Origin of the sequence: Vibrio casei, from assembly GCF_002218025.2 — a bacterium.
Classification (GTDB): Bacteria; Pseudomonadota; Gammaproteobacteria; order Enterobacterales; family Vibrionaceae; genus Vibrio; species Vibrio casei.
The window spans coordinates 430582-455237 of the sequence record NZ_AP018681.1 but is presented as its reverse complement, the minus strand read 5'-3'; the positions used below and the strand labels follow the sequence as shown (position 1 = coordinate 455237).

Annotated in this window: 16 protein-coding genes; 6 read left to right on the top strand and 10 right to left on the bottom strand. The window is 42.1% G+C overall.

The genetic code is table 11. From position 1 onward, the window contains the following. Nucleotides 1-86: 86 nt before the first annotated feature. A complete protein-coding gene (narL, locus tag VCASEI_RS14935) occupies nucleotides 87-740 on the bottom strand; it encodes a two-component system response regulator NarL (protein WP_086961354.1) in 654 nt (217 codons plus the stop codon). 13 nt (nucleotides 741-753) lie between these two features. Beyond that, complete coding sequence (gene narX, locus VCASEI_RS14930; RefSeq protein ID WP_086961352.1) at nucleotides 754-2616, bottom strand: nitrate/nitrite two-component system sensor histidine kinase NarX; 1863 nt, start codon at nucleotides 2614-2616, stop codon at nucleotides 754-756. 296 nt (nucleotides 2617-2912) lie between these two features. Here narX and VCASEI_RS14925 point away from each other — a divergent pair, with 296 nt between their 5' ends. From VCASEI_RS14925 to narI, 5 genes are all read left to right on the top strand, one after another. Continuing rightward, nucleotides 2913-4307, top strand: a complete 1395-nt coding sequence (locus VCASEI_RS14925) for a NarK family nitrate/nitrite MFS transporter (RefSeq protein WP_089110497.1) — start codon at nucleotides 2913-2915, stop codon at nucleotides 4305-4307. 458 nt (nucleotides 4308-4765) lie between these two features. Further along, nucleotides 4766-8542 (top strand): nitrate reductase subunit alpha, encoded by a 3777-nt coding sequence (locus tag VCASEI_RS14920; RefSeq protein WP_089110496.1) that lies wholly within the window; start codon nucleotides 4766-4768, stop codon nucleotides 8540-8542. Nucleotides 8543-8544: 2 nt separating this feature from the next. Then, nucleotides 8545-10179: a nitrate reductase subunit beta gene (narH, locus tag VCASEI_RS14915; protein WP_086961347.1), complete on the top strand. Its 1635-nt coding sequence runs from the start codon at nucleotides 8545-8547 to the stop codon at nucleotides 10177-10179. Then, a complete protein-coding gene (gene narJ / locus VCASEI_RS14910) occupies nucleotides 10179-10922 on the top strand; it encodes a nitrate reductase molybdenum cofactor assembly chaperone (RefSeq protein WP_086961345.1) in 744 nt (247 codons plus the stop codon). Before narH ends, narJ begins: the two co-directional genes overlap by 1 nt. Next, complete coding sequence (gene narI / locus VCASEI_RS14905) at nucleotides 10922-11611, top strand: respiratory nitrate reductase subunit gamma (protein WP_086961343.1); 690 nt, start codon at nucleotides 10922-10924, stop codon at nucleotides 11609-11611. The genes narJ and narI overlap by 1 nt, the downstream gene beginning before the upstream one ends. 94 nt (nucleotides 11612-11705) lie before the next feature. On the opposite strand, the gene VCASEI_RS14900 is transcribed toward narI, so the two are convergent. From VCASEI_RS14900 to norR, 7 genes are all read right to left on the bottom strand, one after another. After that, a complete protein-coding gene (locus VCASEI_RS14900) occupies nucleotides 11706-12038 on the bottom strand; it encodes a PBPRA1643 family SWIM/SEC-C metal-binding motif protein (RefSeq protein WP_086961341.1) in 333 nt (110 codons plus the stop codon). 167 nt (nucleotides 12039-12205) lie between these two features. Continuing rightward, a complete protein-coding gene (locus VCASEI_RS14895; RefSeq protein ID WP_086961339.1) occupies nucleotides 12206-13288 on the bottom strand; it encodes a hybrid-cluster NAD(P)-dependent oxidoreductase in 1083 nt (360 codons plus the stop codon). A 242-nt stretch (nucleotides 13289-13530) separates the two neighbouring features. Beyond that, nucleotides 13531-15201, bottom strand: coding sequence for a hydroxylamine reductase (gene hcp, locus VCASEI_RS14890; RefSeq protein ID WP_089110495.1), 1671 nt, complete (start codon nucleotides 15199-15201; stop codon nucleotides 13531-13533). Nucleotides 15202-15621: 420 nt separating this feature from the next. Then, nucleotides 15622-16530: a protein translocase subunit SecF gene (gene secF / locus VCASEI_RS14885; protein ID WP_086961336.1), complete on the bottom strand. Its 909-nt coding sequence runs from the start codon at nucleotides 16528-16530 to the stop codon at nucleotides 15622-15624. A 2-nt stretch (nucleotides 16531-16532) separates the two neighbouring features. After that, a complete protein-coding gene (secD, locus tag VCASEI_RS14880; protein ID WP_086961334.1) occupies nucleotides 16533-18386 on the bottom strand; it encodes a protein translocase subunit SecD in 1854 nt (617 codons plus the stop codon). 240 nt (nucleotides 18387-18626) lie between these two features. Further along, nucleotides 18627-19148 carry a hypothetical protein gene (locus VCASEI_RS14875; RefSeq protein WP_140396204.1) on the bottom strand — a complete coding sequence of 174 codons (522 nt, stop codon included), beginning with the start codon at nucleotides 19146-19148 and terminating at the stop codon, nucleotides 18627-18629. A gap of 124 nt (nucleotides 19149-19272) precedes the next feature. Continuing rightward, complete coding sequence (gene norR, locus VCASEI_RS14870; RefSeq protein WP_086961330.1) at nucleotides 19273-20838, bottom strand: nitric oxide reductase transcriptional regulator NorR; 1566 nt, start codon at nucleotides 20836-20838, stop codon at nucleotides 19273-19275. Nucleotides 20839-21071: 233 nt separating this feature from the next. On the opposite strand from norR, the gene VCASEI_RS14865 reads away from it, so the two are divergent. Continuing rightward, entirely contained in the window at nucleotides 21072-22274 is a 1203-nt protein-coding gene (locus tag VCASEI_RS14865) for an NnrS family protein (RefSeq protein WP_086961328.1), read from the top strand. Between the two features lie 132 nt (nucleotides 22275-22406). On the opposite strand, the gene helD is transcribed toward VCASEI_RS14865, so the two are convergent. Beyond that, nucleotides 22407-24554, bottom strand: a complete 2148-nt coding sequence (gene helD / locus VCASEI_RS14860) for a DNA helicase IV (RefSeq protein ID WP_086961326.1) — start codon at nucleotides 24552-24554, stop codon at nucleotides 22407-22409. Nucleotides 24555-24656 lie beyond the last annotated feature (102 nt).

Here is a 24656-nt window from a genome sequence, read left to right as displayed (position 1 = left end):
CATTACCGAATTCATATACTAAGATTTTAAACACTTGGAAAATAACTTGAATATACCCGTCTCGGATACTCCCCCAAGCTTAAGGGTTAACAGATATTCTCTTCATGTACCCACACCGCCATTTCGACACGCGAGTGCAAATTCAATTTTTTTAGCAAACTTTTAACGTGAACTTTCACTGTCCCTTCGGCAATATCCAATTTACGAGCAATCATCTTATTCGTCATTCCCGTTGCAACCAGCTTTAAGGTTTGAAATTCCCGTTTGGTTAAACTGTCAATTCCACGTGGCGCTTCTTTTTTACTGCGTAAACCTTCCATTAAAATCGGGGTCATTTCTGGGCTTAGTACCATTTGCCCGTTACAAGCTTGATCAATAGCTTTTATTAATTCTTCAGGTTCCATGTCTTTTAGTAAATAGCCATCGGCACCTAACTTAATGGCATTGGTTAAATCACCTTTATAATTCGAGACTGTAAACACAACGACTCGGCTCGATAGGTGGCCATTTCGCAATTCACGTAAGGTTTCTAAGCCATTCATCTCAGGCATATTAAGATCCAATAAAATAAGGTCCGGATCATGTTCTTTCGCCAATGCTATGCCATCTGTGCCAGTGTGAGCCATTGCTACGACTTGCATATTGCCATTCATTTCAATTAAATGTTTCACGCCTCTGCATAACATTGGGTGATCATCAATTAATAATATGGTTGATTTATTGGTGTGTTGTAATTCCATAGCAATACCTTTTTTATTGTGGTGAGAACTCAATATTAATACGCGTTCCTACCCCTGATTCTGATTTAATATTGAGCTTGCCAGGTAGCAACTTGGCTCTATCTCTCATAATAGTGAGACCGTAATGATTTTTAGGTTCAGTAATTGTATTCATGCCACAACCATTATCCGTTACTGTCACAGAAACTTTTTGATTATTAACATCATATTTAGCGTCAATATGAACCATGCTGGCATTTGCATGTTTATAGATGTTGGATAATGCTTCACGAACAATATGCACAATATGCACTGCTTGGTGGGAAGAGATACTATTGGCCGGCACTTCAAAGTTTAAGTGGATCATTAACCCCAATTTTTCATTAAATTCTTCAACCGTATTTTCCAATGCCGCTAATAAACCGGGCTCCGTTAATTTCAATCTAAACGTCGCGAGCAAATGGCGCAGTTGGGTATAGGCCGTATCTACTTCCTGACGCATTTCTTTGACCAAGTTTTTTTGATCATCCGAAAAATGACTGCTTTGCATTTGCAAGCAACTCAAACGGATCTTCAAACAAGACAAAGATTGAGCAATGGAATCATGCAATTCACGAGCAATCGTCGCACGCTCATTGGCTAACATTAATTCACTATTTAAATGTTCTTGGTATTTAGAGGCTAAAGAGCGAGTAATTTGTTTACTTAACGTGTCAATAAATTGCAGATTATCTTCCGAGGGAGCTTGATCATGCAAAAACTCAATTTTTAATCGGCCATAACTGCGTAACCCATCCTCAAGTTCCCACACTTTAACCTCACCATTCGTGTTCGGTAATGGTTCAGATATCGAAAAGAAACAAGCTTCACAACTCAGATCCAAACAGTTTTCCGGTCTTTGATGCTGCGCAGTTGAAATCACTTGGCAATTGCCCGACTTATGGTAATCCGCTATTTCTAAAGTAATGTTTTGATAACCAGTGATATCTCTAAGCTCGAATACTATTGGGGAAAATAAAGCACAATATCTCTCACTATTATCTAAAATCAAAACCCCACTGGAGCGATACAAAAAATCGAGCAACCTATTTTTATGAGTCAGACTCTCCGTTTTGCTTTCCACTAACGTTTCGAGGTTTGAGTACATACTCTCGAGCTTATCTGCCATGCTGTTAAACATAATACCTAATTGATTCAGTTCATCTTTTTTATTATTCACTGGAAAGCGAGATTGTAAATGACCATTTTTTAACTCAAAAGCCATGGTCAATAACTGACGCCAAGGGTGAAAAATACGGCTACGTAAATGCACTACATTGGCAAATAAAATCAGTAATAATAAAATGATGAACGTCGTCTGTAAGGATTTCAAAACCCATAAACGATGTTCTGTTTCTTTATCAATTAAATGCACCAATTGATCTAATTGATCCACATATTGGGTGATAACTTGCCTTGCGCCGTCTGGACTATGCGCCTCAAGCAAAGTGGGTTTAACCTCCTCTAGCCAATAACGATGTACCTTTTTATATTCATCTGAAAGGCCGCGTTCATGAATATACTCTTCTAGAAATTGGGAATGGCTACTCTTATCGGTAACGGATAGCACCTCACTTGTCTGTTGATTAAGCGGTAATAATGATAACAATTCAAAACTCTGCATCCGCATAAAACCAATTCGGTTAATCGCGTGAGCATTTCCCTGAATACTATTAGCAACCCAGGCAGAAACCGACATACCGATGATCGCGCATACCGTGATCACCAGCATAGATAGAGATACTTGATTGACGAGCGAAAATGGATTCCACAGAGGACTCGCAAGCGTCTGTTTTGACCGAGCTTGCTTTGATTTAGCTTGCTTTACTTGAACTTGCTTTAATTGAATTCGCTTCATGGCAATCTTTCACAAAGAGTAAGGTTATATTTTATGCTTTCTGAAATAGAACCATATAATCATTTATAGGTATTACTTAATATCCATTACTTTATATTTTGATACCTACCCTTCAACAATTAAATGTAACCTATTAATAATAAACAAAATAATAACCATATAAATAGTACCTATATAGGAATGGTATCACCTTTATACCTCTAAAAAACTGCCATTCAATTGATATGAGTCAAAAAGCCCCCTTAAAAATAGGTCAAAGCTAGCGTCTATTTTGCAGACTTAGTAAGGATTTTGAAATGGAATCGACCATTCATAAGAGTAAAAATATTAGCAAGGTGTTAACCCATTGGGTACCGGAAGACCCAACGTTTTGGCAACAGGAAGGCCAACATATTGCCCGTAAGAATTTATGGATTTCTATTCCCTGTCTATTACTTTCTTTCTGTGTTTGGATGATGTTTAGCACGGTTTCTATTAACCTTAATCGAGTAGGATTTACCTTTACTACCGATCAACTGTTTTTGTTAACGGCGCTACCTTCAGCCTCTGGCGCGATCATGCGTATCCCTTATTCCTTTATGGTCCCTATTATAGGTGGCCGTCGTTGGACTGCCTTCACAACTGCCTTCCTGGCAGTACCCTGCATCTGGCTATCCATTGCCGTTCAAGATTCAAATACGCCCTATTCTATTTTTGTCTTAATTTCTCTACTGTGTGGTTTTGCTGGCGGCAACTTTGCCTCAAGCATGTCAAACATCAGTTTCTTCTTCCCAAAACATAAACAAGGTGGCGCGCTGGGCTTAAATGGTGGCTTAGGCAATCTTGGCGTGAGTGTGATGCAGTTATTTGCGCCACTTACGGTTTCTATGGGGATCTTTAGCTTCTTTGTTTCTGGTTCTCAACAACCCGATGGCAGCATGTTATGGCTCGCAAACGCACCTCTCATTTGGGTTCCGTTTATCGTAATAACCACCTTAGCGGCATGGTTTGGTATGAATGATATCGCCACCGCTAAAGCGTCTATTTCCGATCAACTGCCAGTATTAAAACGCCCTCATATGTGGGTGTTGAGTTTCTTATATTTATCGACTTTTGGTTCATTTATTGGCTTTTCAGCCGGTTTTGCCATGTTAACCAAAACCCAATTCCCAACGGTAGATATTATCCATATTGCATTCTTGGGCCCATTATTAGGCGCCTTTATGCGACCTGTGGGCGGGGCATTATCCGATAAACTTGGTGGAATAAAAGTCACTACCATTAACTTTGTATTAATGGCTATCTTTACTGCGTCAATTTTCTATTTCTTACCAGGCGAAGCATCGGCCAACGGTAATTTCAAATTGTTCTTTATTGGTTTTATGTTGTTATTTGCTACGGCTGGTTTGGGAAGTGGCTCAACCTTCCAAATGATTGCGGTGGTATTTAGGCAATTAACTGTTGAAAGAATGCTACGTGAAAATGGTGGTAACGAAGAAAAAGCGCAAGCGCGAGCCATCAAAGATTCAGCAGCAGCATTAGGCTTTATTTCTGCCATTGGCGCAATTGGTGGTTTCTTTATCCCTAAAGCGTTTGGGACGTCTCTAGCGCTGACTGGCTCACCGATTGGAGCCATGAAGGTATTCTTGGGCTTTTACATTGTTTGTGTCATTTTGACTTGGGCGGTGTATGGCCGTTATGAGAAAAAATAGAAGACAGAACGAGTAAGCTCTGCGTTTATATAAAACATCACGGCTTGATCATGATTGATCAGGCTGTTTTTATTTTGGGTTCATGCCATTCTTGAGCAGCCTTTTCACTCAGCACGTTTCAATTCTATACCCAAAGTGATTAGGGTGAATAAACGCTATCAACAAAACGGCAGCTTCAAGTACAAAGGCTATATACCCCTCAATAGTTTCCTATACCTCTCTCAATCCATTCAAGCCTTTAATTTCAAAAAAATCATTATAAAACAATAAATTAAAATAAAATAATTCTAACTAATTGGAGGTAGATGATTAATCGACTTTCATTCACGACAAAGTACTTATTGATCAAAATCAATACCTCGCCACTTTAGGCTCCCTATTCTGGCAGAGATGACCAATGTCAATATTAACTAAATACATATAACTACAGGTGAAAAACCTGATGAGGAGATCCCCGGATGAGCAAATTTCTTGACCGGTTTCGTTACTTTAAGCAACTAGGTGAAACCTTTTCAAATGGCCACGGCCAATCGATGGATTCTAACCGCGATTGGGAAAATGGATATCGTAGTCGTTGGCAACATGACAAGATTGTTCGCTCCACTCACGGGGTTAACTGTACAGGTTCTTGTAGTTGGAAAATCTATGTTAAAAACGGCCTAGTAACTTGGGAAACACAACAAACCGACTACCCTCGTACTCGTCCTGATCTCCCAAATCATGAACCACGTGGTTGTCCTCGTGGTGCTAGTTATTCTTGGTATCTTTACAGTGCCAACCGAGTTAAATACCCAATGATTCGCAAACGTCTATTAAAACTTTGGCAAGAAGCGAAACTGCAACACAGCGATCCAGTCGATGCTTGGAAATCAATCACCTCCGATCCTGTTAAAATGCAGCAATACAAAAAAGCCCGCGGACGCGGCGGTTTTGTTCGCGCTAATTGGGATGACGCAAACGAATTAATTGCCGCGGCAAACGTTCATACGGCAAAAGAACACGGTCCTGACCGAATTGTTGGCTTCTCTCCAATTCCAGCAATGTCGATGGTGTCTTATGCTTCTGGTGCTCGCTATCTTTCTCTTATCGGTGGAACGTGCTTAAGTTTCTACGATTGGTATTGTGATTTACCACCAGCCTCTCCAATGACATGGGGCGAGCAAACCGACGTACCAGAATCCGCCGATTGGTATAACTCTTCATACATCATCGCGTGGGGTTCAAATGTGCCTCAAACGCGTACGCCTGATGCGCATTTCTTTACCGAAGTTCGTTACAAAGGCACCAAAACGGTTGCAGTAACGCCCGATTACGCTGAAGTAGCAAAATTGTGTGACCATTGGTTAAACCCAAAACAAGGTACCGACAGTGCAATGGCATTGGCAATGGGCCACGTTTTATTGACCGAGTTCCACACCAAGCGTCAAGTCGAATACTTCAAAAATTACACTCAACAATACACCGACATGCCAATGTTGGTTGAACTTGAAAAACGCGAAGACGGTACTTTTGTTGCTGGTCGTCAGCTGCGTGCTTCTGATCTAGTCGATAACCTTGGCCAAGATAACAATCCTGAATGGAAAACCATTGCGATTGATGAAGCCACTGGAGAGTTGATTGCGCCACAAGGCTCTATCGGTTATCGCTGGGGTGAAGATGGCAAATGGAACCTTCAACAAAAAGATGGCAAAACTGACCAAGAACGTAACCTGCGTTTAAGCCTTGTTGATTCACACGATGAAGTTGTCAGTGTTGGCTTCCCATACTTTGGTGGCCTGCCAAGCGAGCATTTCCAAAATGTTGAATTGAACGATGTTATTCAACATAAATTGCCAGCCAAACGTATTACCAATGCCCAAGGTAACGAGATTTTAGTCACCAGCGTTTACGACTTAACCATGGCGAACTACGGTATTGATCGTGGTCTGAATGATGAAAACTGCGCCTCTACTTACGATGAAGTCAAAGCGTATTCTCCAGCTTGGGCAGAACTTGTTACTGGCGTAAATCGCGCTGAAATCATTAAGATTGCTCGTGAATTTGGTGAAAATGCCGAGAAAACGCGTGGCCGTTCAATGGTCATCGTTGGCGCAGGTTTGAACCACTGGTTCCACATGGATATGTCTTACCGTGGCATCATCAACATGTTGGTATTTTGTGGCTGTGTTGGTCAAAGTGGTGGCGGTTGGTCGCACTATGTTGGTCAAGAAAAACTACGTCCTCAAACTGGCTGGCAACCCCTTGCTTTTGGCCTAGATTGGCAGAAACCGCCTCGCCATATGAATGGTACGTCGTTCTTCTACAACCATTCAAGCCAATGGCGTTATGAAACGGTTAATTCGAACGATCTTCTTTCTCCGATTGCCGACAAGTCGCGTTACAGCGAAAGCTTGCTCGACATGAACGTGAAAGCAGAACGTATGGGTTGGTTACCATCATCACCACAATTCAATATTAACCCGCTGCATGTGGCTGAGAAAGCCAAAGCAGAAGGCTTAAGCTCTGAAGATTACATGGTGAAAAACTTAAAAGATGGCAGCATCAAGTTTGCCGCAGAACAACCTGAAGATCACTATCCCCGTAACATGTTTATTTGGCGTTCAAACCTACTAGGTTCGTCAGGTAAAGGTCACGAGTACATGCTGAAATACTTGTTGGGTACTGAAAACGGCATTCAAGGTAAAGATCTTGGCCTACAAGGTAAGGTTAAGCCTGAAGAAATTGAATGGAAAGACCAAGGTACACAAGGCAAGCTTGATCTCGTGGTAACGCTCGATTTCCGTATGTCAAGCACCTGTTTATTCTCAGACATCGTTCTTCCTACTGCTACTTGGTATGAAAAAGATGACATGAACACTTCAGACATGCACCCATTCATCCACCCTCTTTCTGCCGCGGTTGATCCTGCTTGGGAAGCAAAAAGTGACTGGGAAATCTACAAAGGCATCGCGAAGAAATTCTCTGAAGTTTGTGTTGGTCATTTAGGGGTTGAAACCGATCTTGTTTCTCTGCCAATTCAACACGATTCAAACGCTGAGATTGCTCAACCGTTTGATGTAAGAGATTGGAAAAAAGGCGAATGTGACCTTATTCCAGGTAAAACTGCACCACACCTTAAAACCGTGGTTCGTGATTATCCAAATACTTATGAGCGTTTCACTTCACTTGGTCCTATTTTGGATGAACAAGGCAATGGCGGTAAAGGCATCAACTGGGATACACAAGTTGAAGTCGATTTCCTAAAAGAGCTGAATTACACCAAAACAGAAGGCGCAGCTGAAGGCCGTCCACTGATTGAGAGCGCCATTGATGCAGCAGAAGTGATCTTATCGCTTGCACCAGAAACCAATGGTCAAGTTGCCGTAAAAGCATGGGCGGCACTGAGTGAGAAAACTGGCCTTGAGCATACTCACCTTGCCACTAATAAAGAAGATGAAAAAATTCGCTTCCGTGATATTCAAGCGCAACCACGCAAAATCATCTCAAGCCCTACTTGGTCTGGCTTAGAAGATGAACATGTGTCTTACAACGCCTGTTACACCAACGTACACGAGCTTATCCCATGGCGCACCCTTTCTGGTCGTCAGCAGTTGTATCAAGATCACCAATGGATGCGTGATTTCGGCGAAAGCTTAGTGGCGTATCGTCCACCGGTTGATACTCGCTCAGTACAAAGCGAAATCAACAGAAAGAGTAATGGCAACCCTGAAAAAGCATTGAACTTTATTACTCCACACCAAAAATGGGGCATTCACTCAACCTACAGCGAAAACCTATTAATGCTAACGCTGTCTCGCGGTGGTCCAATTGTTTGGATGAGTGAGGACGATGCAAAATCACTTGGCATTGAAGATAACGATTGGATCGAAGCGTTTAACAGCAACGGCGCTCTAACCGCTCGTGCAGTTGTGAGCCAACGTGTGCCTGAAGGCATGGTGATGATGTACCACGCTCAAGAACGTTTGGTGAACATCCCTGGTTCTGAAATCACCAAACAACGTGGTGGTATTCATAACTCAGTGACTCGTATCACGCCAAAACCAACCCACATGATTGGCGGTTACGCTCAGCAATCTTACGGCTTTAACTACTACGGCACCGTGGGTTCTAACCGCGATGAATTCGTTGTGGTTCGTAAGATGAAAGACGTGAAATGGTTAGATGAAGAAAATAACGATTACGATCAAGAAAAAGCGGTTCCACACGCTTCAACCAAAACTGAACAGGAGAAATAAGCATGAAAATCCGTTCTCAAGTCGGCATGGTGCTTAACCTAGACAAATGTATTGGCTGTCACACCTGTTCAGTCACTTGTAAAAACGTATGGACTAGCCGTGAAGGTATGGAATATGCGTGGTTCAACAACGTAGAAAGTAAACCTGGTGTTGGCTACCCAGCCAATTGGGAAGATCAAGACCAATGGAAAGGCGGTTGGATTAGAAAAATCAATGGCAAAATTGAACCACGAATGGGCGGCAAAGTTGGCGTATTGTCAAAATTGTTCAACAACCCAGATATGCCAAGCATTGATGATTACTACGAACCGTTTACGTTCGATTATGAACATCTGCAAAATGCTAAAGAAAGCAAACATCAACCTATCGCACGCCCACGTTCTTTGATCACTGGCGAGCGTATGGACAAAATTGAAAATGGACCAAACTGGGAAGAAATTCTTGGTGGTGAGTATTCAAAACGTTCAAAAGACTACAACTTGAATGCATTTGGTTTCGAGCAAAAGCAAAAAGAAATCGTCGGCGAATTTGAAAACACTTTCATGATGTATTTGCCGCGTTTATGTGAGCATTGTTTGAACCCAACTTGTGTGGCAACTTGCCCAAGCGGTTCAATCTACAAGCGTGAAGAAGATGGTATTGTCTTAATCGATCAAGACAAATGTCGCGGCTGGCGCATGTGCTTAACCGGTTGCCCATACAAAAAAATCTACTTCAACTGGAAATCAGGAAAATCTGAAAAATGTATTTTCTGTTACCCGCGTATTGAAGCGGGTCAACCAACCGTGTGTTCTGAAACCTGTGTCGGCCGTATTCGCTACCTTGGCGTAATGCTTTACGATGCCGATAAAGTAGAACAAGCCGCATCAACCGAGAACGTTACCGATCTCTACCAAGAACAATTGGATGTGTTTTTAGATCCCAACGATCCTGCTGTGATTAAAGAAGCGTTAGCACAAGGCGTTCCAATGAGCACCATTGAAGCAGCGCAGAAATCACCGGTTTACAAAATGGCGGTTGATTGGAAATTGGCGCTGCCTCTTCACCCAGAATATCGCACCCTACCAATGGTGTGGTATGTGCCGCCGCTATCGCCAATTCAAGCGGTAACGGATGCGGGTGTACTTGACGGCGACGGCATCTTGCCAGAAATCGAAAGACTGCGTATTCCTGTGAAATATCTGGCTAACTTACTCACCGCAGGTGATGAAAAACCAGTACTTAGCGCTCTAAAACGTATGCTCGCCATGCGTCATTACAAGCGCGCAGAAACTGTTGACGGTGTTATCGATACCACAGCACTTGAAGAAGCGGGTTTAACCGAAGCTCAAGCGAAAGAAATGTATCGTTACCTTGCGATTGCTAACTACGAAGACCGCTTTGTTATTCCAGCGAGTCATCGTGAAATGGCCAAAGAATCGTTCCCAGGCGCACTTGATGACACCGGCGCTTATGCCCAAAAAAGTGGTTGTGGATTTAGTTTTGGTGATGGTTGTCATGGCGGTGGAAGTGAAAACAAATTCAACCTATTTGACAGCAAACGCATCGATGCTATCAACATTGATCCAAAAACTGCCCCTCAAAATAGTGTTCAATTTATGGATGCTTCAGATATGAACGGTAAAGGAGCGAAATAATGGAAAATCTAAAGATTATTTCTCTCTTGCTTGAGTACCCAGATCGCGAGATCTGGTTACACCAAGACGAGTTGATGAAAGATATTTCTGAAATGCTCTTTCTCTCTCCGGCTCAAATGAGTCGTTTATACACCTTCATTGAAGAACTGACTGAGCAAGATTTATTGGATGCTCAATCTAACTACATTGAACTGTTCGATCGCGGCCGTTCATTATCATTATTGTTGTTTGAACATGTGCATGGTGAATCAAGAGATCGTGGCCAAGCCATGATCGACTTGATGGAGCAATACAAAGCAGCCGGCCTTCAAATCGACAGCATTGAACTGCCTGATTATCTGCCGGTTTACCTTGAATACTTAGCCACGCAAACCCGTGAAGAGTCGACTAAAGGTTTAGCCGATATCGCTCCTATTCTTGCGCTGCTTGGCGCTCGTTTAGAAAAGCGTGACAGTATCTATCGCCACTTGTTTACTTTATTACTTGAGTTATCAGGCACAAAAGTTCGTCCTGAGCATTTAAATAGTAATGTAGAAAAAGAAGAACGCGATGATACACCCGAAGCTTTAGATGCGGTTTGGGAAGAAGAGCAAATCAAATTCTTAGGTGAAGAAGGTTGTGCGTCTGCTGAACAAAACATGCACCAAAAACGTTTTGCCGGCAGTGTACAGCCACAATATGTCAGCTTAGATTCACTTCCGACTTCAACTGCATCATCAACTTCAGTCTCTGGAGGCCAATAATGAGTTTTCTAAATACGTTCTTTTTTGACGTGTATCCTTACATCGCCAGTGCTGTGTTTTTCATTGGTAGTTGGATTCGTTATGACTACGCTCAATACACTTGGCGTGCAGGCTCTAGCCAAATGCTCACCAGTCGTAATGACAAACGCTACATGCGCATTGCATCTAACCTATTCCACGTTGGGATCTTAGGCATTTTTGCGGGTCACTTTGTCGGGATGTTAACGCCACATTGGATGTATGCTCCTTTTATTACCATTGCCGCTAAACAACAATTGGCAATGATTGCAGGTGGGGCATGTGGGCTAATGACGGTAGCAGGTGGCGCCATGCTACTAAAACGCCGTTTAACTAACTCACGCGTTAGAGCAACTTCAAGCTTTGCCGATATTGGTATCTTAACCTTATTGGTGATTCAGGCTTGTTTAGGTGTTCTCACTATTCCTTTTTCTGCCCAACACATGGACGGCAGCGAAATGATGAAATTAGTGGGCTGGGCACAATCGGTGATGACGTTTGGCGCGGGTTCTTCTGCGCATTTAGATGGGGTCGCCATGATCTTCCGAGTACACATCGTACTGGGTATGACCATGTTCTTGCTATTCCCGTTCTGCCGTTTAGTTCACATTTGGAGCGTGCCAGTGGAATATTTAACACGTAAATACCAAATTGTGCGTAATCGTCGCTAAGTCTTTTTTAAAGGTAAAAAAATTGAAGCTGCAGGGATATCATCATACTGCAGCTTCAAATTAAATCGTTCTGCTCTCCGTCACTTCCGTTTTTTCAGCCGCAACATTTCTTGTATTTTTTACCACTTCCACATGAACATGGATCATTACGATTAGGTGTTTTTTCAAACGTCGTGGTTTTCGGTTTGTTCAAAATGGTGTCTAGTTCTACAATATTTTCATCTTTAGAAGCATCAACCGTAATATCTGCAACTAATTGTTGCTCTAATAAGATGCCTTCGATCTCAGCTTGGCGCTCTGCTGTCTTCACCACTAAATTTAGTGGTGATTCAGCACTGCCAGCTTTCACATCACGTTTAACATTATAGCCAGACATAACATGATTTTGACGCGTATCAATACGGCCTTTAAAGAATAATTTTGACATTGAAGTCCCAATTGAAAGTGAGCAATAATTTGGCGCGAGTATACGCGTATTTTTCACAACCTGCAGAGCTTTCTCACTAAAGAAATACTCTCACATAGGCAATAAAGTACTATTTTTTAATGAGTAGATGATAAAAGGATTAATAACGAACGACTTAGTAACAACGGCTAATTCAACGCAACTTCTAAGTCAGATTCAATGTGACAAGAACACGCCAGTACAAATCCTTGCTCAATTTCATCGGCGGTTAAGGTTTCTGTGCTGGTACGCGTAAATTTTCCTTTGGTAACTTTACACTTACAAGAACCACAAATACCACTACGACAGGCGGCGATCACCGGCACTTTTGCGGCTTCTAATGCATCAATTAACGTACTGCCAATTTTCGCTTCTGCGTGTGCGCCAAAAGTGGGTACAAATACCGTTGCATTAGATAACGCTTTTGCTTTATCTCCTTTGGATTGATCACCAGAAGCAAGATCAACGTCTGGTTGAGTCGATTCTGCTGGCGTGAAACTTTCTTGGTAGAAATAATCCATATTCATACCTAACGCCTGTAGGTTTTCTTTCATGGCGCCCATAAAACCGACTGGGCCACATAAGAATGCGCTGCGATCAGCAATATCCGAGCAATATTGTTTTATTGCAGCTTGGGTTAAACGCCCTTCTAAATAATCACTTCCTTTGGCATCTTCAAGCATAATGTGAAGGTAAAAACGTTGATGCTGCTCAGCCATCGATAATAGTTCTTGGTGATAAATGACTTGATCTATTTCTGTTGCCGCATGAATGAAATGAATATCGGTTGGGTCATTGTCATCGGCCAATAGTGTTTTGGCCATTGACATAACAGGGGTAATACCACAACCGGCGCTAAGTAAAACAATGCGATCGCCATGAGCTTGAGCAAGGTGAAATTGACCTGCTGGCTTTAAAACCGATACCGCTTGCCCTTCTTGTAGGCTATCAACGATATAGTTTGACACTTTACCACCCGCAACCCGCTTGATGGTTAGTTGTAATTCAGTTTGATTTGGCATTGAGCTTAATGAATAAGCGCGATATTCCATTTTGCCGTCGATTTCGATCCCTAAAGTAATAAATTGACCGGGAATAAAATCAAACACCACACCTTGCTCTTCAAAAGATTCAGGTGCGAGAGTAAAGCTTACACTGTTTGATGTTTCAGCCCATTTACGTTGGCAGACTAAAGTAACAGGGCCATTGGTAGGCCATTGGAAGTGATTCATATTATTTCTCTCGTTGCTCGTTTCTAGACATAAAAAGCCAATCTGAAACGGGTTTATAATCACGATAATGATATGGATTAAAGCGAGATCCCGGATAATTAGTGCCTCATTTCCGGGATGGCGATATTTGGTGATGGCTATCCAACCATTTAAAGCGGCAATCAAACGGAGATGCCGCTTCAAATACGACAGATAGATAACCTAAGTAGTTGATGTTGTAGCTTCAAATACGACGGTTATAATTAAGCGACTTTCTCGCCTAAGATAGCCTTCATATCTTCTTCAACCGTTGAGATTGAACGAAGATCGAATTTCTCTTGCATCACTGCCATTAGGTTATCGGTTAGGAACGCAGGTTTGGTTGGGCCGGTGTAAATCCCTTTGATGCCTAACGCAAGCAGCGTAAGAAGTACCACAATCGCTTTTTGTTCAAACCAAGAAAGAACCAGCGTTAGGGGTAAATCATTCACACCACAATCAAACTCCTTGGCAAGGGCAAGAGCAAGTTGAATCGCCGAGTATGAATCGTTACATTGGCCCACATCCAATAGGCGTGGAATGCCATTGATTTCACCGTGTTGCTCTTTATTGAAGCGGAATTTCCCACACGCCAACGTCAAAATAACGCTGTCATCAGGGGTTTGTTTGGTGAATTCATTGAAGTAGTTACGCTCCACTTTGTCCCCGTCACAACCACCCACTAGGAAGAAGTGGCTGATGTTGCCTTGTTTGATTTGATCGATAACTGCCGGAGCGGCTTCCATCAAGGCATTACGACCAAATCCAACCGTGATCATTTGTTCAATCTCATCATGCTTGAAACCTTCGTGGGCTAATGCACAATCAATAACCGATGAGAAATCATCGCCTTCAAGATGAGCCACACCCGGCCAACCTACGATGCTACGCGTAAATAGACGATCAGCGTATTGACCCACTTCTGGGTTAATTAAGCAGTTTGACGTCATCACAATGGCACCAGGGAAGTTAGCAAATTCTTTTTGTTGGTTCTGCCAAGCGCTACCGTAGTTACCCGCCAGGTGTGGATATTTGTTGAGCTCTGGGTAGCCGTGTGCAGGCAACATTTCACCGTTGGTATAAACATTGATGCCTTTACCTTCAGTTTGTTGCAAGATTTTCTCAAGGTCATGTAAGTCGTGGCCAGAAACTAGAATACATTTGCCACTCTTGGTTTTTACATTCACTTGAGTGGGCGCTGGGTGTCCATAAGTTAGTGTTTCACCACGATCAAGAATTTCCATGATCTTATAGTTCATCAAACCAATTTGCATAGAACACTCAAGCAACGCCGCAAGATCTTGTGGCTCCGTACCCAACCACGCCATAATTTGATGATATTCGCTAAAAATTTCGACACTGGTTTGCTCAAGAATTCGAGCATGTTCCATATAAGCTGCCGCCCCTTTTAAGCCATAAAGGCAAAGCAGGCGTAAGCCCATCACATCAGGATCTACCGTTTCATGACCACGGTTAACCGCGGCTAATGGTGCAAATTTAAGGAGAGATTCACGGTCGGTTGGAAGCTCAAAAATAGCAGCAGGAGAAAGCTCTGGTAACGCTTTGTCTGCCAGTGTGGCCGCCGCGCGTACTTTTTCTTCTAAGCGCATTTTGAATTGGTAAGCTTGGTTTGAAAATTCAATGATGCGTTCTTCATCAAAGTTCACATTGGTAAGCGTTGAAAAGAATGCTTTGGGTGCCCACTCATCAATTTCAGAATCGATGATGCCGTATTCACGACCAAGTTCAGCCCAAAAAGTGGCACCTTGCAATGTATAAACAAGGATATCTTGCAGATCCGACACGTCACTTGTTTTACCACACATACCTTGAGAATAAGAACAACCGCTGGCAACAGGGGTACGGATAGTTTGCTCACATTGAATACAGAACATAGTTTGAAGCTCCAGTGATAAATAAAAATAAGGCCGAGAAACTTACGACCAATAAAAACTTAATCACTGTATTGCATGTAGCGTGCCAATATTTAAATAGCTACAAAACAACGACTTAACTTATCATTAACAACAAAAATGATGTTTTTAACACATCGGTGAGATGTTAAAAAAACATCGTTAATATTAAAAAACCCCATTCAGCGAACCTCATGGGGTGATGATTCTGCTACTTCTTGATTCTACTACTTGACGGATTTCACACTCGTTCCAACAAGCCATTATACCAAGGTTCAATAACCACCTTGATATGCTCATTCGGTGACATTCGTTGCTAGAATGCATCAGTGGCACCATCCACTCCTACTGTACCGGTGAGCATTGTCTGACTCATTAATTCATGTGATTGGTATAAGCTATTTATGGCGTATCGGATATTGTGACGACTTGATAATGCTCGGGTTTTAATCCCAGCAATTCGGGTAAAGAGGTGCCAACAGCAATGGACGACCATGTCCCCGTTACAATGCCGATAAACATGGCAATAGAAAAGCCTTCTAGCGGCGCCCCACCTAATAACCATAAGGCGGAAACAGTCAATAAAGTCGTACCTGAGGTGATCATTGTACGAATAAACGTCGCCGCGATGGCTTGGTTATTTATATCAGCGGTGGCCACATTAGGTTTTATACGCAGCAATTCACGAATACGGTCGGCAATGATGATCGAGTCATTGAGCGAATACCCTAGAATAGCCAAAATGGCGGCTAATACGGTTAAATTAAACTCCATCTGGCTTAATGCAAAGAAACCGAGCACAAAGACCACATCATGCAGTAATGCCACCAGCGAACCTAAAGCCAACCGCCATTCAAATCGAATGCTTAAATAAGCCATGATACACAATAGACAGACAAGTAAAGCCAAGCCACCTTGATTCGCTAAATCTTGGCCGACTTGTGGCCCAACAATGCTCGTGTTCAACACTTGTGTTTCGCCGTGCAGTGGTAGTAATAGTGTTTCAATCGATGACGTATTTTCCTGTGCATTTTCTGGCATGCTGTAGCGTATGATCCAACGTCCCTGCCCTTCACCTGCCACGACACTGACTTTTTGCCCTAACCCCCCTTCTAATAATGGGCTAAGCTCACTACTGGTGATTTTGGGGCTAACCTGAATCTCACTCACCACACCACCGGTAAAATCTAACCCCCAATTAAAACCTTTCGTCGTAATAAAAAACAAAGCGACGCACATTAATAAAATCGAGATCACACTTGTGCCATAACGCCATTTACTCGCATTTTGCATATTTATTAATTTACTCATGATTAAATACTCACATTACGGCGGGTGTCTTTACCCCAAAACCAATTGATCATTGCGCGAGAGGCGAAAATACCGGTAAACATACTGGTCAGCAGCCCCAAACCTAGTGTTAAAGCGAAGCCTTGTATGGGCCCATTACCAATGGTGTACAACACGATCGCAGTGATCATGGTGGTAAAATTGGCATCTAATATGGTGCTGGTTGCGCTGCTAAATCCATTATTTATCGACATCGCTACACTATTGCCATCTTTTAACTTGTCACGAATCCGCTCAAAGATGAGCACGTTCGTATCCACCGCCATGCCGACGGTAAGCACCAACCCTGCAATGCCTGGTAGAGTCAATACCGCTCCTGGAATCAAGGCCAGAAGGCCAAATAACATCACCATATTGGCTAACAAAGCAACGTTCGCAACCCAGCCTAATCGACGATACCAAACCGCCATAAATAGCAAGGTCAATCCTAAGCCTAAAGCTAAGGCAGAAAAGCCGTTGGTAATATTTTCAGCCCCAAGTGTTGGACCAATCGTGCGTTCTTCCACGATGGTAACAGGCGCCGTTAATGACCCAGCCCGTAGCAGTAATGCTAAACTTTGCGCATCTTGCATTGAGCCAGCTCCGGTAATGCGGAATTTAGAGCCAAGAGCCGATTGAATAGTCGCAACACTAATGATCTTATTGGTTTGTACCACCTCTCCTTTTTCGTTACGTGAATATTCGCTGTACGCGGTTGCCATTGGCTTGCCAATATGACGACCGGAAAAATCGGCCATCATTTTCCCACCTTGGCTATCCAAACTAATGTTCACTTCAGGCATGCCCATTTCACCAAAATTGGCACGAGCATCAACAATATGTTCACCCGTTAATACTGGTGATTGGTTAACATGAATTAGATTGCCATTTTGATCCGGGAGCGTTTTTCCTCCATTATTAACCACTTCATAAAACGCCAAACTCGCGGTTGCCCCAATGACATTTTTCGCTTGAGCCGGATCTTGAACACCGGGCAATTCAATACGAATACGTTGATCACCTTGCCGCTGTACTGACGCTTCAGTAATGCCTAGCTCTTCAATTCGACTGCGCATAATCTGCAAGTTTTGTTGCACCGTCATATTGCGTAATGCCACACTTTCCGCTTCCAAGCGGCTTAAGGTAAGGCGATTATCCTTGTTAACGACTTTCCAATTGGCGTACTGCTCATGAACAAAATCACGTAACTGGGATGCTTGCTTCGCATTGGCGAGTGTGACGCTAAAGCCTTCAGCCGATAGATCGGTAAATTGTGCTCTACGAAATTTATTATCAATCAGAAAATGGTTGATTCCTTTTTGAACTTCATCGGTTTGATTTTGATACACAGAAGCCATATCAACATCGAGCAAAAATTGCACACCACCACGGAGATCTAACCCTAATGATATCGGCTTCAATCCAAGGTGAGTTAGCCATCTAGGCGCGTTAGCAACCGAAGCTAAAGCCACTTGAATATCACTGTTTTCACCTTGTTTACCAACCATATCAAGCAAGGCGTTCTTAGCTAATGGCATCTGTTCTGAATTCGATAATATGACCCAAGTGGTGGTGTTATCTTGCTTGATTTCTTTTAACTCTATTCCTTGTTTGATAAGGGCCTGCTGTAACTTCAAGGGTTCAAATTGAACATGAGTCAATTTATCGGATCGAGCCTCACTACCTTGGTTAATTTGCAAGGCTGGTGATTCACCAAACCAAGAAGGTAAGGCGCTTAATAACATGATCGAAAGAGTGACAATAAGCACCGCATATTGCCAAAAAGAATATTGGTTTAAGGTGCGCTTCGAGGAGGCGCGAGGTTTATGTACATTCATCTTATTTACCTAAAATAGGTCTTCAACGCCCATTGATTGATAGTACGTTGATGAATAAGTATCGATTTCTTCTTAGTTCCAAGCTAGGTCGATGTAGCCACTCAGAATCATTGAATAAAACCGCACTAAAAGGGTCGAAAAATAAAGCTAACGCATAATATAAATTCGCGAAAATAGCCAAATAATAACGATCTAAGCTTGAATCTAAGGGCTAAAGATGACCCAAAGGCTCAGAGCAAGTTAGGCAAATAGATGGGGATATTGCTGAGGAATATATTGTAAGTTACTGTCTTTCCAAGAAGAAATCCGGGGTGATTTAGATTTAGTTAGTATCATCCAATCATGCTGAGGCGTGAAACGTTCAGTATAGTGCCAAGCGGTTGAAGAAAAAGAAACAACCGAAAATTCAAAGATTTCCACATAGTCTGGCGTTAATTCATCATGATTAAAACTACCATGTGCAAATCTAAGATTAAAACTATTGACGTATATGTCATTGCTGAAATCAGTTGACGACGCCAGTTTTGATGAATGCGGATTCAATGAATGCTGGTTTAATGAATCGGTAGACGCCGTGTTAGACAAACATGGTACTGCCGAAACATCCAAAGCGGTTATTTGGCATGTCGAGGTGATATTTTGAGAAAGAGAGACTAAAACGGGTGATAAACGGGCTTGATGTAAATCCGGGATGTGATCGGCCTTGGCATGAGTCGCGCCAATGACACAAAAAAACAATAAAATGAACCGAATGGTACTCACATCAAGCTTTCCGAAGTAGATTTTCCTATAGAGTGGGGCTTCAAACACTAAATATCAATATATTTAATGCTTTTTTATATTTCCAAATGACTTCTTATACTTCCAAATAACGTCAAGATTCTACTCACAACCCGAGCTTCTTACCCATCTTATATAAATTTCCTCTGTCCATTTGTAAAAATTCAGCCGCTTTTGACCATACACCGCCACTTTGCTGCAACGCATGGGCAATGAGTTGCTTTTGATACGCTTCAACCGCCGATCTCATCGGGGTGGGTTCGATAGGGAGTAAGGTTGAAGCCGCTTGATTGGATGACGCCAACGTTGATTCAACCTGATTCATCGATAAATCGGCATGAAAATGATGCCATTCAATCACTTTCGCCTGTTCTTGCATGGCCCTTAACCCCGCACGCATCAAAGTGTGTTCAAGTTCACGCACGTTACCGAGCCAAGGCTGCTGTTCTAACTGTTGTAATGCTTTTGGATGAATATGCAATATTTTCAATTGAAACTGAGTACGAATGGTATCGAGAATATGGCCAATCAGTACGGGTATATCCCCTTCTCGGTCACGTAATGGGGGCACCAGTATTGGGAATACATTCAAGCGATGGAAGAGATCTGAGCGAAAACGCCCTTCGGTGACTTCTTTATCCAAATCCCGGTTCGTGGCGGCAATAATGCGCACATCAATTAAGCTATTTTTATCGGCCCCCACACGTTGTACTTCACCTTGTTGAATCACACGCAATAACTTTGCTTGTAACAGCAATGGCAATTCCCCAATTTCATCTAAAAAGATGGTTCCGCCATCGGCCAACTCAAACTTACCCGCTCGATGAGCATGAGCCCCGGTAAATGCACCTTTCACATGACCAAACAATTCACTTTCTGCAATCGATTCAGGTAAGGCCGCGCAGTTAACATAAATCATCGGTTTATCTGAACGTAAACTTTTAGCATGAACCCGATGGGCAACAAGCTCTTTACCAGTCCCGGTTTCACCACTAATCAAAACCGCATAATTGGATTGCGCAACCATCTTAATATTTAATAATAATTGTTTTATTTGAGGGCTAATCCCCACCAATTGCCCCCCTCGGATTCGAGCTTCGTCGATCAATAATTTATTAATGGATTTTTGTTGATAGTTCGCCTTATTCAAGGCTTCGAACAAACTAATATTACGTACAATACCCGCGGCTAAGCTTGCAAACGTTTCGATTGTAGAATCTTCAATATCATCAAAGGCTCCTGAGGCTTGAGCATCAAGCGTTAAAACGCCAACTAAAGTATCCTCAACATATAAGCTACATCCCATGCAGGCATGTACATCAATTTTATGGTGAGGGTCATGGCTTAAATAACCATCAAATGGATCGGGGAGCGTTGAATCTTCTGGAAAACGTACGGGCTGACGGCTTTCCAAAATTATGGACAAACGTGGGTGCAACTCTGGTAAAAAAGAACGGCCAAGAACCTCATTCGATAATCCATTCATCGCAACAGGGATAAGTTGCTGCTGATGGTTTAATATCAATAAAACACAAGCATCACACGGTAACACCTGCTGCAAAGCATCAACCAACTTTTGATAATGTTGAGTCGTTGGTGTGCGAGCATTTAAGTCCAATGCTATTTGTAATAACACTCGTTCCATTGAATGGTTTGATGTGTTTTTAACCATAGATGTTACCCGTAAGTTAATAATAAATAAAACAATTGATCACATGTATAATAAGGTCACTTTGTGATCTTACCCTAATGATGTTTATTTAACATCAACTGTTTATACTGATAAAAATTAACATTAAAAATCAATCAGTTAAATAGTGGCATGATTAATGCTTTAAATAATAGGTATGACATAATAATTGCGTTTACACCGTAGTACACCCACATTTTTAGGAGCTATCTTTAATGATGAATATCACGGATAAAAGTGCCGAAGATAAAATTACCCCTCTGTTGCGCCTTGGCTTTCGACCTTTTTTCTTGCTAGGCGCTATTTACGCCCCTCTTGCTATTGCCATTTGGGTATACGCTTTTCAGCATGGGCAACCAAGCCAGTTATCGGTCCCGGCATTATGGTGGCATGTTCATGAGATGCTGTTTGGATTTGCCATGGCCATTGTCGCAGGGTTTCTACTCACCGCCGCCCAGAATTGGACTGGCGTGAATGGGACTAAAAATACATGGTTAGGCGTGATCGTTATATTGTGGTTATTGCCTCGAATATTGTTTTGGACGTCTACCCCTTTGTGGGTCATCTCATCCATTGAAGCTCTATTTTTGGCCTTGGTCGCGTATGAAATTTCTTTTCGAGTAGTCAAATCACAAAAGTACCGTAACCTCATTTTTCTGCCCTTTTTCATCTTAGCGATTGTGGCGAACTTTGCAGCCTATGCCACCATTAAAGGTATGCCACCATTTCCTTCTATTGCGGTTTGGGAGGCCATGCTGTGGTGGTTTGTGTTACTCATTTCCATTATGGGTGGGCGGGTTATTCCATTTTTTACAGCGAGAAGAATCAACTTTAAAAAAGCAGAACCTTTAATTTGGCTAGATGTTGGTGCGAATTTTCCTTTAGTCTTATTATTTATTCTTAGCTTTTTTCCACTTACCGCAATGACGATTAGCCCAGCCTTAATGATATTCGCTGCGGTTATGCAGACCGCTCGCTTTTTACGTTGGAAACCATGGACAACCTTTAAAGAACCTTTGGTGTGGTCTTTGCATACCGCCTACGCTTGTATACCTGTAGGGTTATTCATTAAAGGATTAGCACTAATGGGCGTCATTTCAAGCGGGTATTTCGTGTCTCACAATATGATTCATGTATTGGCAATTGGTGCGATTGGCGGCTTGATTCTAGCGATGATTACTCGAGTCACGATGGGACACACTGGCCACAATATTTATGAAGGACCCAGCATGTGGCATGCATTTTTAGCCATTTTAATCGCTGCCTTGGTACGGGGAATTGGCGTGGCATTTTGGCCAGAATACATGATGATACTCATCAACCTTTCCGCCATATTATGGATTTATGCGTTTATAATGTGTATCGTTAAATTTGGCCCGATGCTGACTAAACCAAGAGTGGATGGGCATCCAGGTTAAGGTAAAAAGTGATGCTGTTTTCACCCAATATTCTGGAAAGAAACAGCATCATATATTTTGTTAATTGGTAAATAAGTACATAAGTAAATAGGTAAATAGGTAAATAGGTAAATAGGTAAATAGGTAAATAGCTTAACGCTTCTTCACTATAACGGGGTAACGCCCCGCTTTTAGTTCCTTTATAAACGCAGAAGGGTTGGCATTATGCAGTAGCCAAACCTTCTCTTTTGCGCGAGTCATTGCGACATAAAACAAACGTCGCTCTTCTGCATGTGGGAAATGATCTTCACTAGAAAGTAAGGCATCGTGCAGATGTTTTTGCCTTTCAATAGCAGGAAACTGCCCTTCATCGAGTGACACAATAAAAACATAATCGGCCTCCTGCCCTTTGCTGGCATGACAGGTCTTGTATTCGATATCTAAATGTAAATTCAACTTTTGCAACGTTTTCAGATCGCTTGGCTCATGGTAATGATTTCGCCCTAAAATCAGCACCTTTTTACGGGCTTTATCTTGGCTATTCAACTCACCTAAGATCTTTTCTAATGAAGACATTGGCGCAATAGTGACTGCTTTTTGTTTTTGATGCTTATGGCTATTCAACGTTTTCTCTAATTGGCTAGGGTTGCGTTGAATAAAGTGATTAGCGACATCACCAATCTGGTTATTAAAACGATACGTTGTATCTAAATAATGAATTTTAGCCTGTGAAAAACGTTTTTTAAATCCAGTGGTCAAGTTAACATCAGCGCCAGCAAAACGGTAAATAGCCTGCCAATCATCGCCAACCGCAAACAAGGCACATGGTTGCTTGGTGGTGGTTTCTCCTAAGGAAATTTCATTGATACTTTTTTGGCAGATGCTATCAAGCAAATCTAAACGGTTTGGTGAAATATCTTGATATTCATCCACCATCATATAGCGCCATGTCGGTTTGAATTTTCCATTACGAGTGTACTGAGTGGCTTTTGAAATCATGCTATTAAAATCAATTTGATTATCTTCTTTCAGCATTTTTTGCCACGCTTGGTAACAGGGCCAAGCCAGCATTAACTCACTGTTTAAACGCGGATAATCGGCCAAATCAATTAATTGCTCTTGCAGTTGCTTTTTCGGTAATTGCAACGCCGACAGTTGATCCACTTGTTGTTCAAGCCATGCCAATAATTTAGGATTTTCAGCATGAGAACCTAAATCGACATCCCCTTTTAAAAAGGCAATTGGCCAGTCCATAAGATGTTTTTGCCAACGTTTAAAGTTCGTTTCTGTCATCCAATGGGTTTTTAACCATTGTGAAAACCAGGCTGATTTTAACTTAGGGGTTGTCGCTAAAGGTGAGATTTCAACTTGTGCCCCTTCCACCTGTTTAATGATGTTTAAACCTAATTGATGGAAAGTTTGCACCTTAATACTCGATGCCTCTGCGCCAAATTGTTCACTAATACGTTGCTGCATTTCTTTCGCCGCTTCACGACCAAACGCGACCATTAAAATATCACTGGCTTGAACTTGTTCACTTTTCAGTAAATAACCCACTTTGGCCATTAAAACACTGGTTTTCCCAGATCCCGCGCCCGCTAATACTAAGGTGTGGTCATCATTCAATAACACCGCGGTTTGCTGTGTGGCATTAAGTGGTGAACGTTCACATTCTTGAAAAAAGGCTTTCCAATCGTATTCTTGGTTTTTAACCCACGTTTGATTACGTTGTTCTAAAGACGCTTCGGGGTGAGTTAACCAACGTTTCAAACCACTCATGACTGATGGCGTACTTTGCTGATCATCACTTTCACTGTCCCATTCATTATGAGTAGGAAATATATGGATCACTTCTGGTAAAGACATCGCTTTTTTCGCAAGATCGTCTTCAATACCTTTCATCCAATATTGCAAAGAAGAATGCGTCAAATAACGAGGTTGATTCACCAGTTCTTGCAATTGCTTTAACCAACTGGGTACCAATTCTGCTAATGATTCACTTTGGTTATTTTGCCAACGGCGATATTCACCAACCGCTTGTTGAGCAAAAATTTGGCACTCTTGCCAAGGTAAGCCTTGAGCCAGCCATTGAAGTTGCTCACCGTCTTCTTCATAAGCATGAAAATACAAATTACCCCACACTAATCCTCTTTCTACGGTGACTTCCCCATTCCAAGCAGCAAAAGGAATGTGAATTTCATCGGCAGGCGAAGATAAGGTAATACACTGATCTTTCACTTCAACTTGTTGGTATTCTTCTTGAATAAAAAATTGAGCGAATCGACTCGCGCTTAATTGCATGGGGTTTCCTTTCAATGATCAATAGTTCAATGCAACAAAATCAGCTTGAATTTTATCAATTGGCTATGTTGTATTATTGCTAACGTATATTAACGGCTTTTA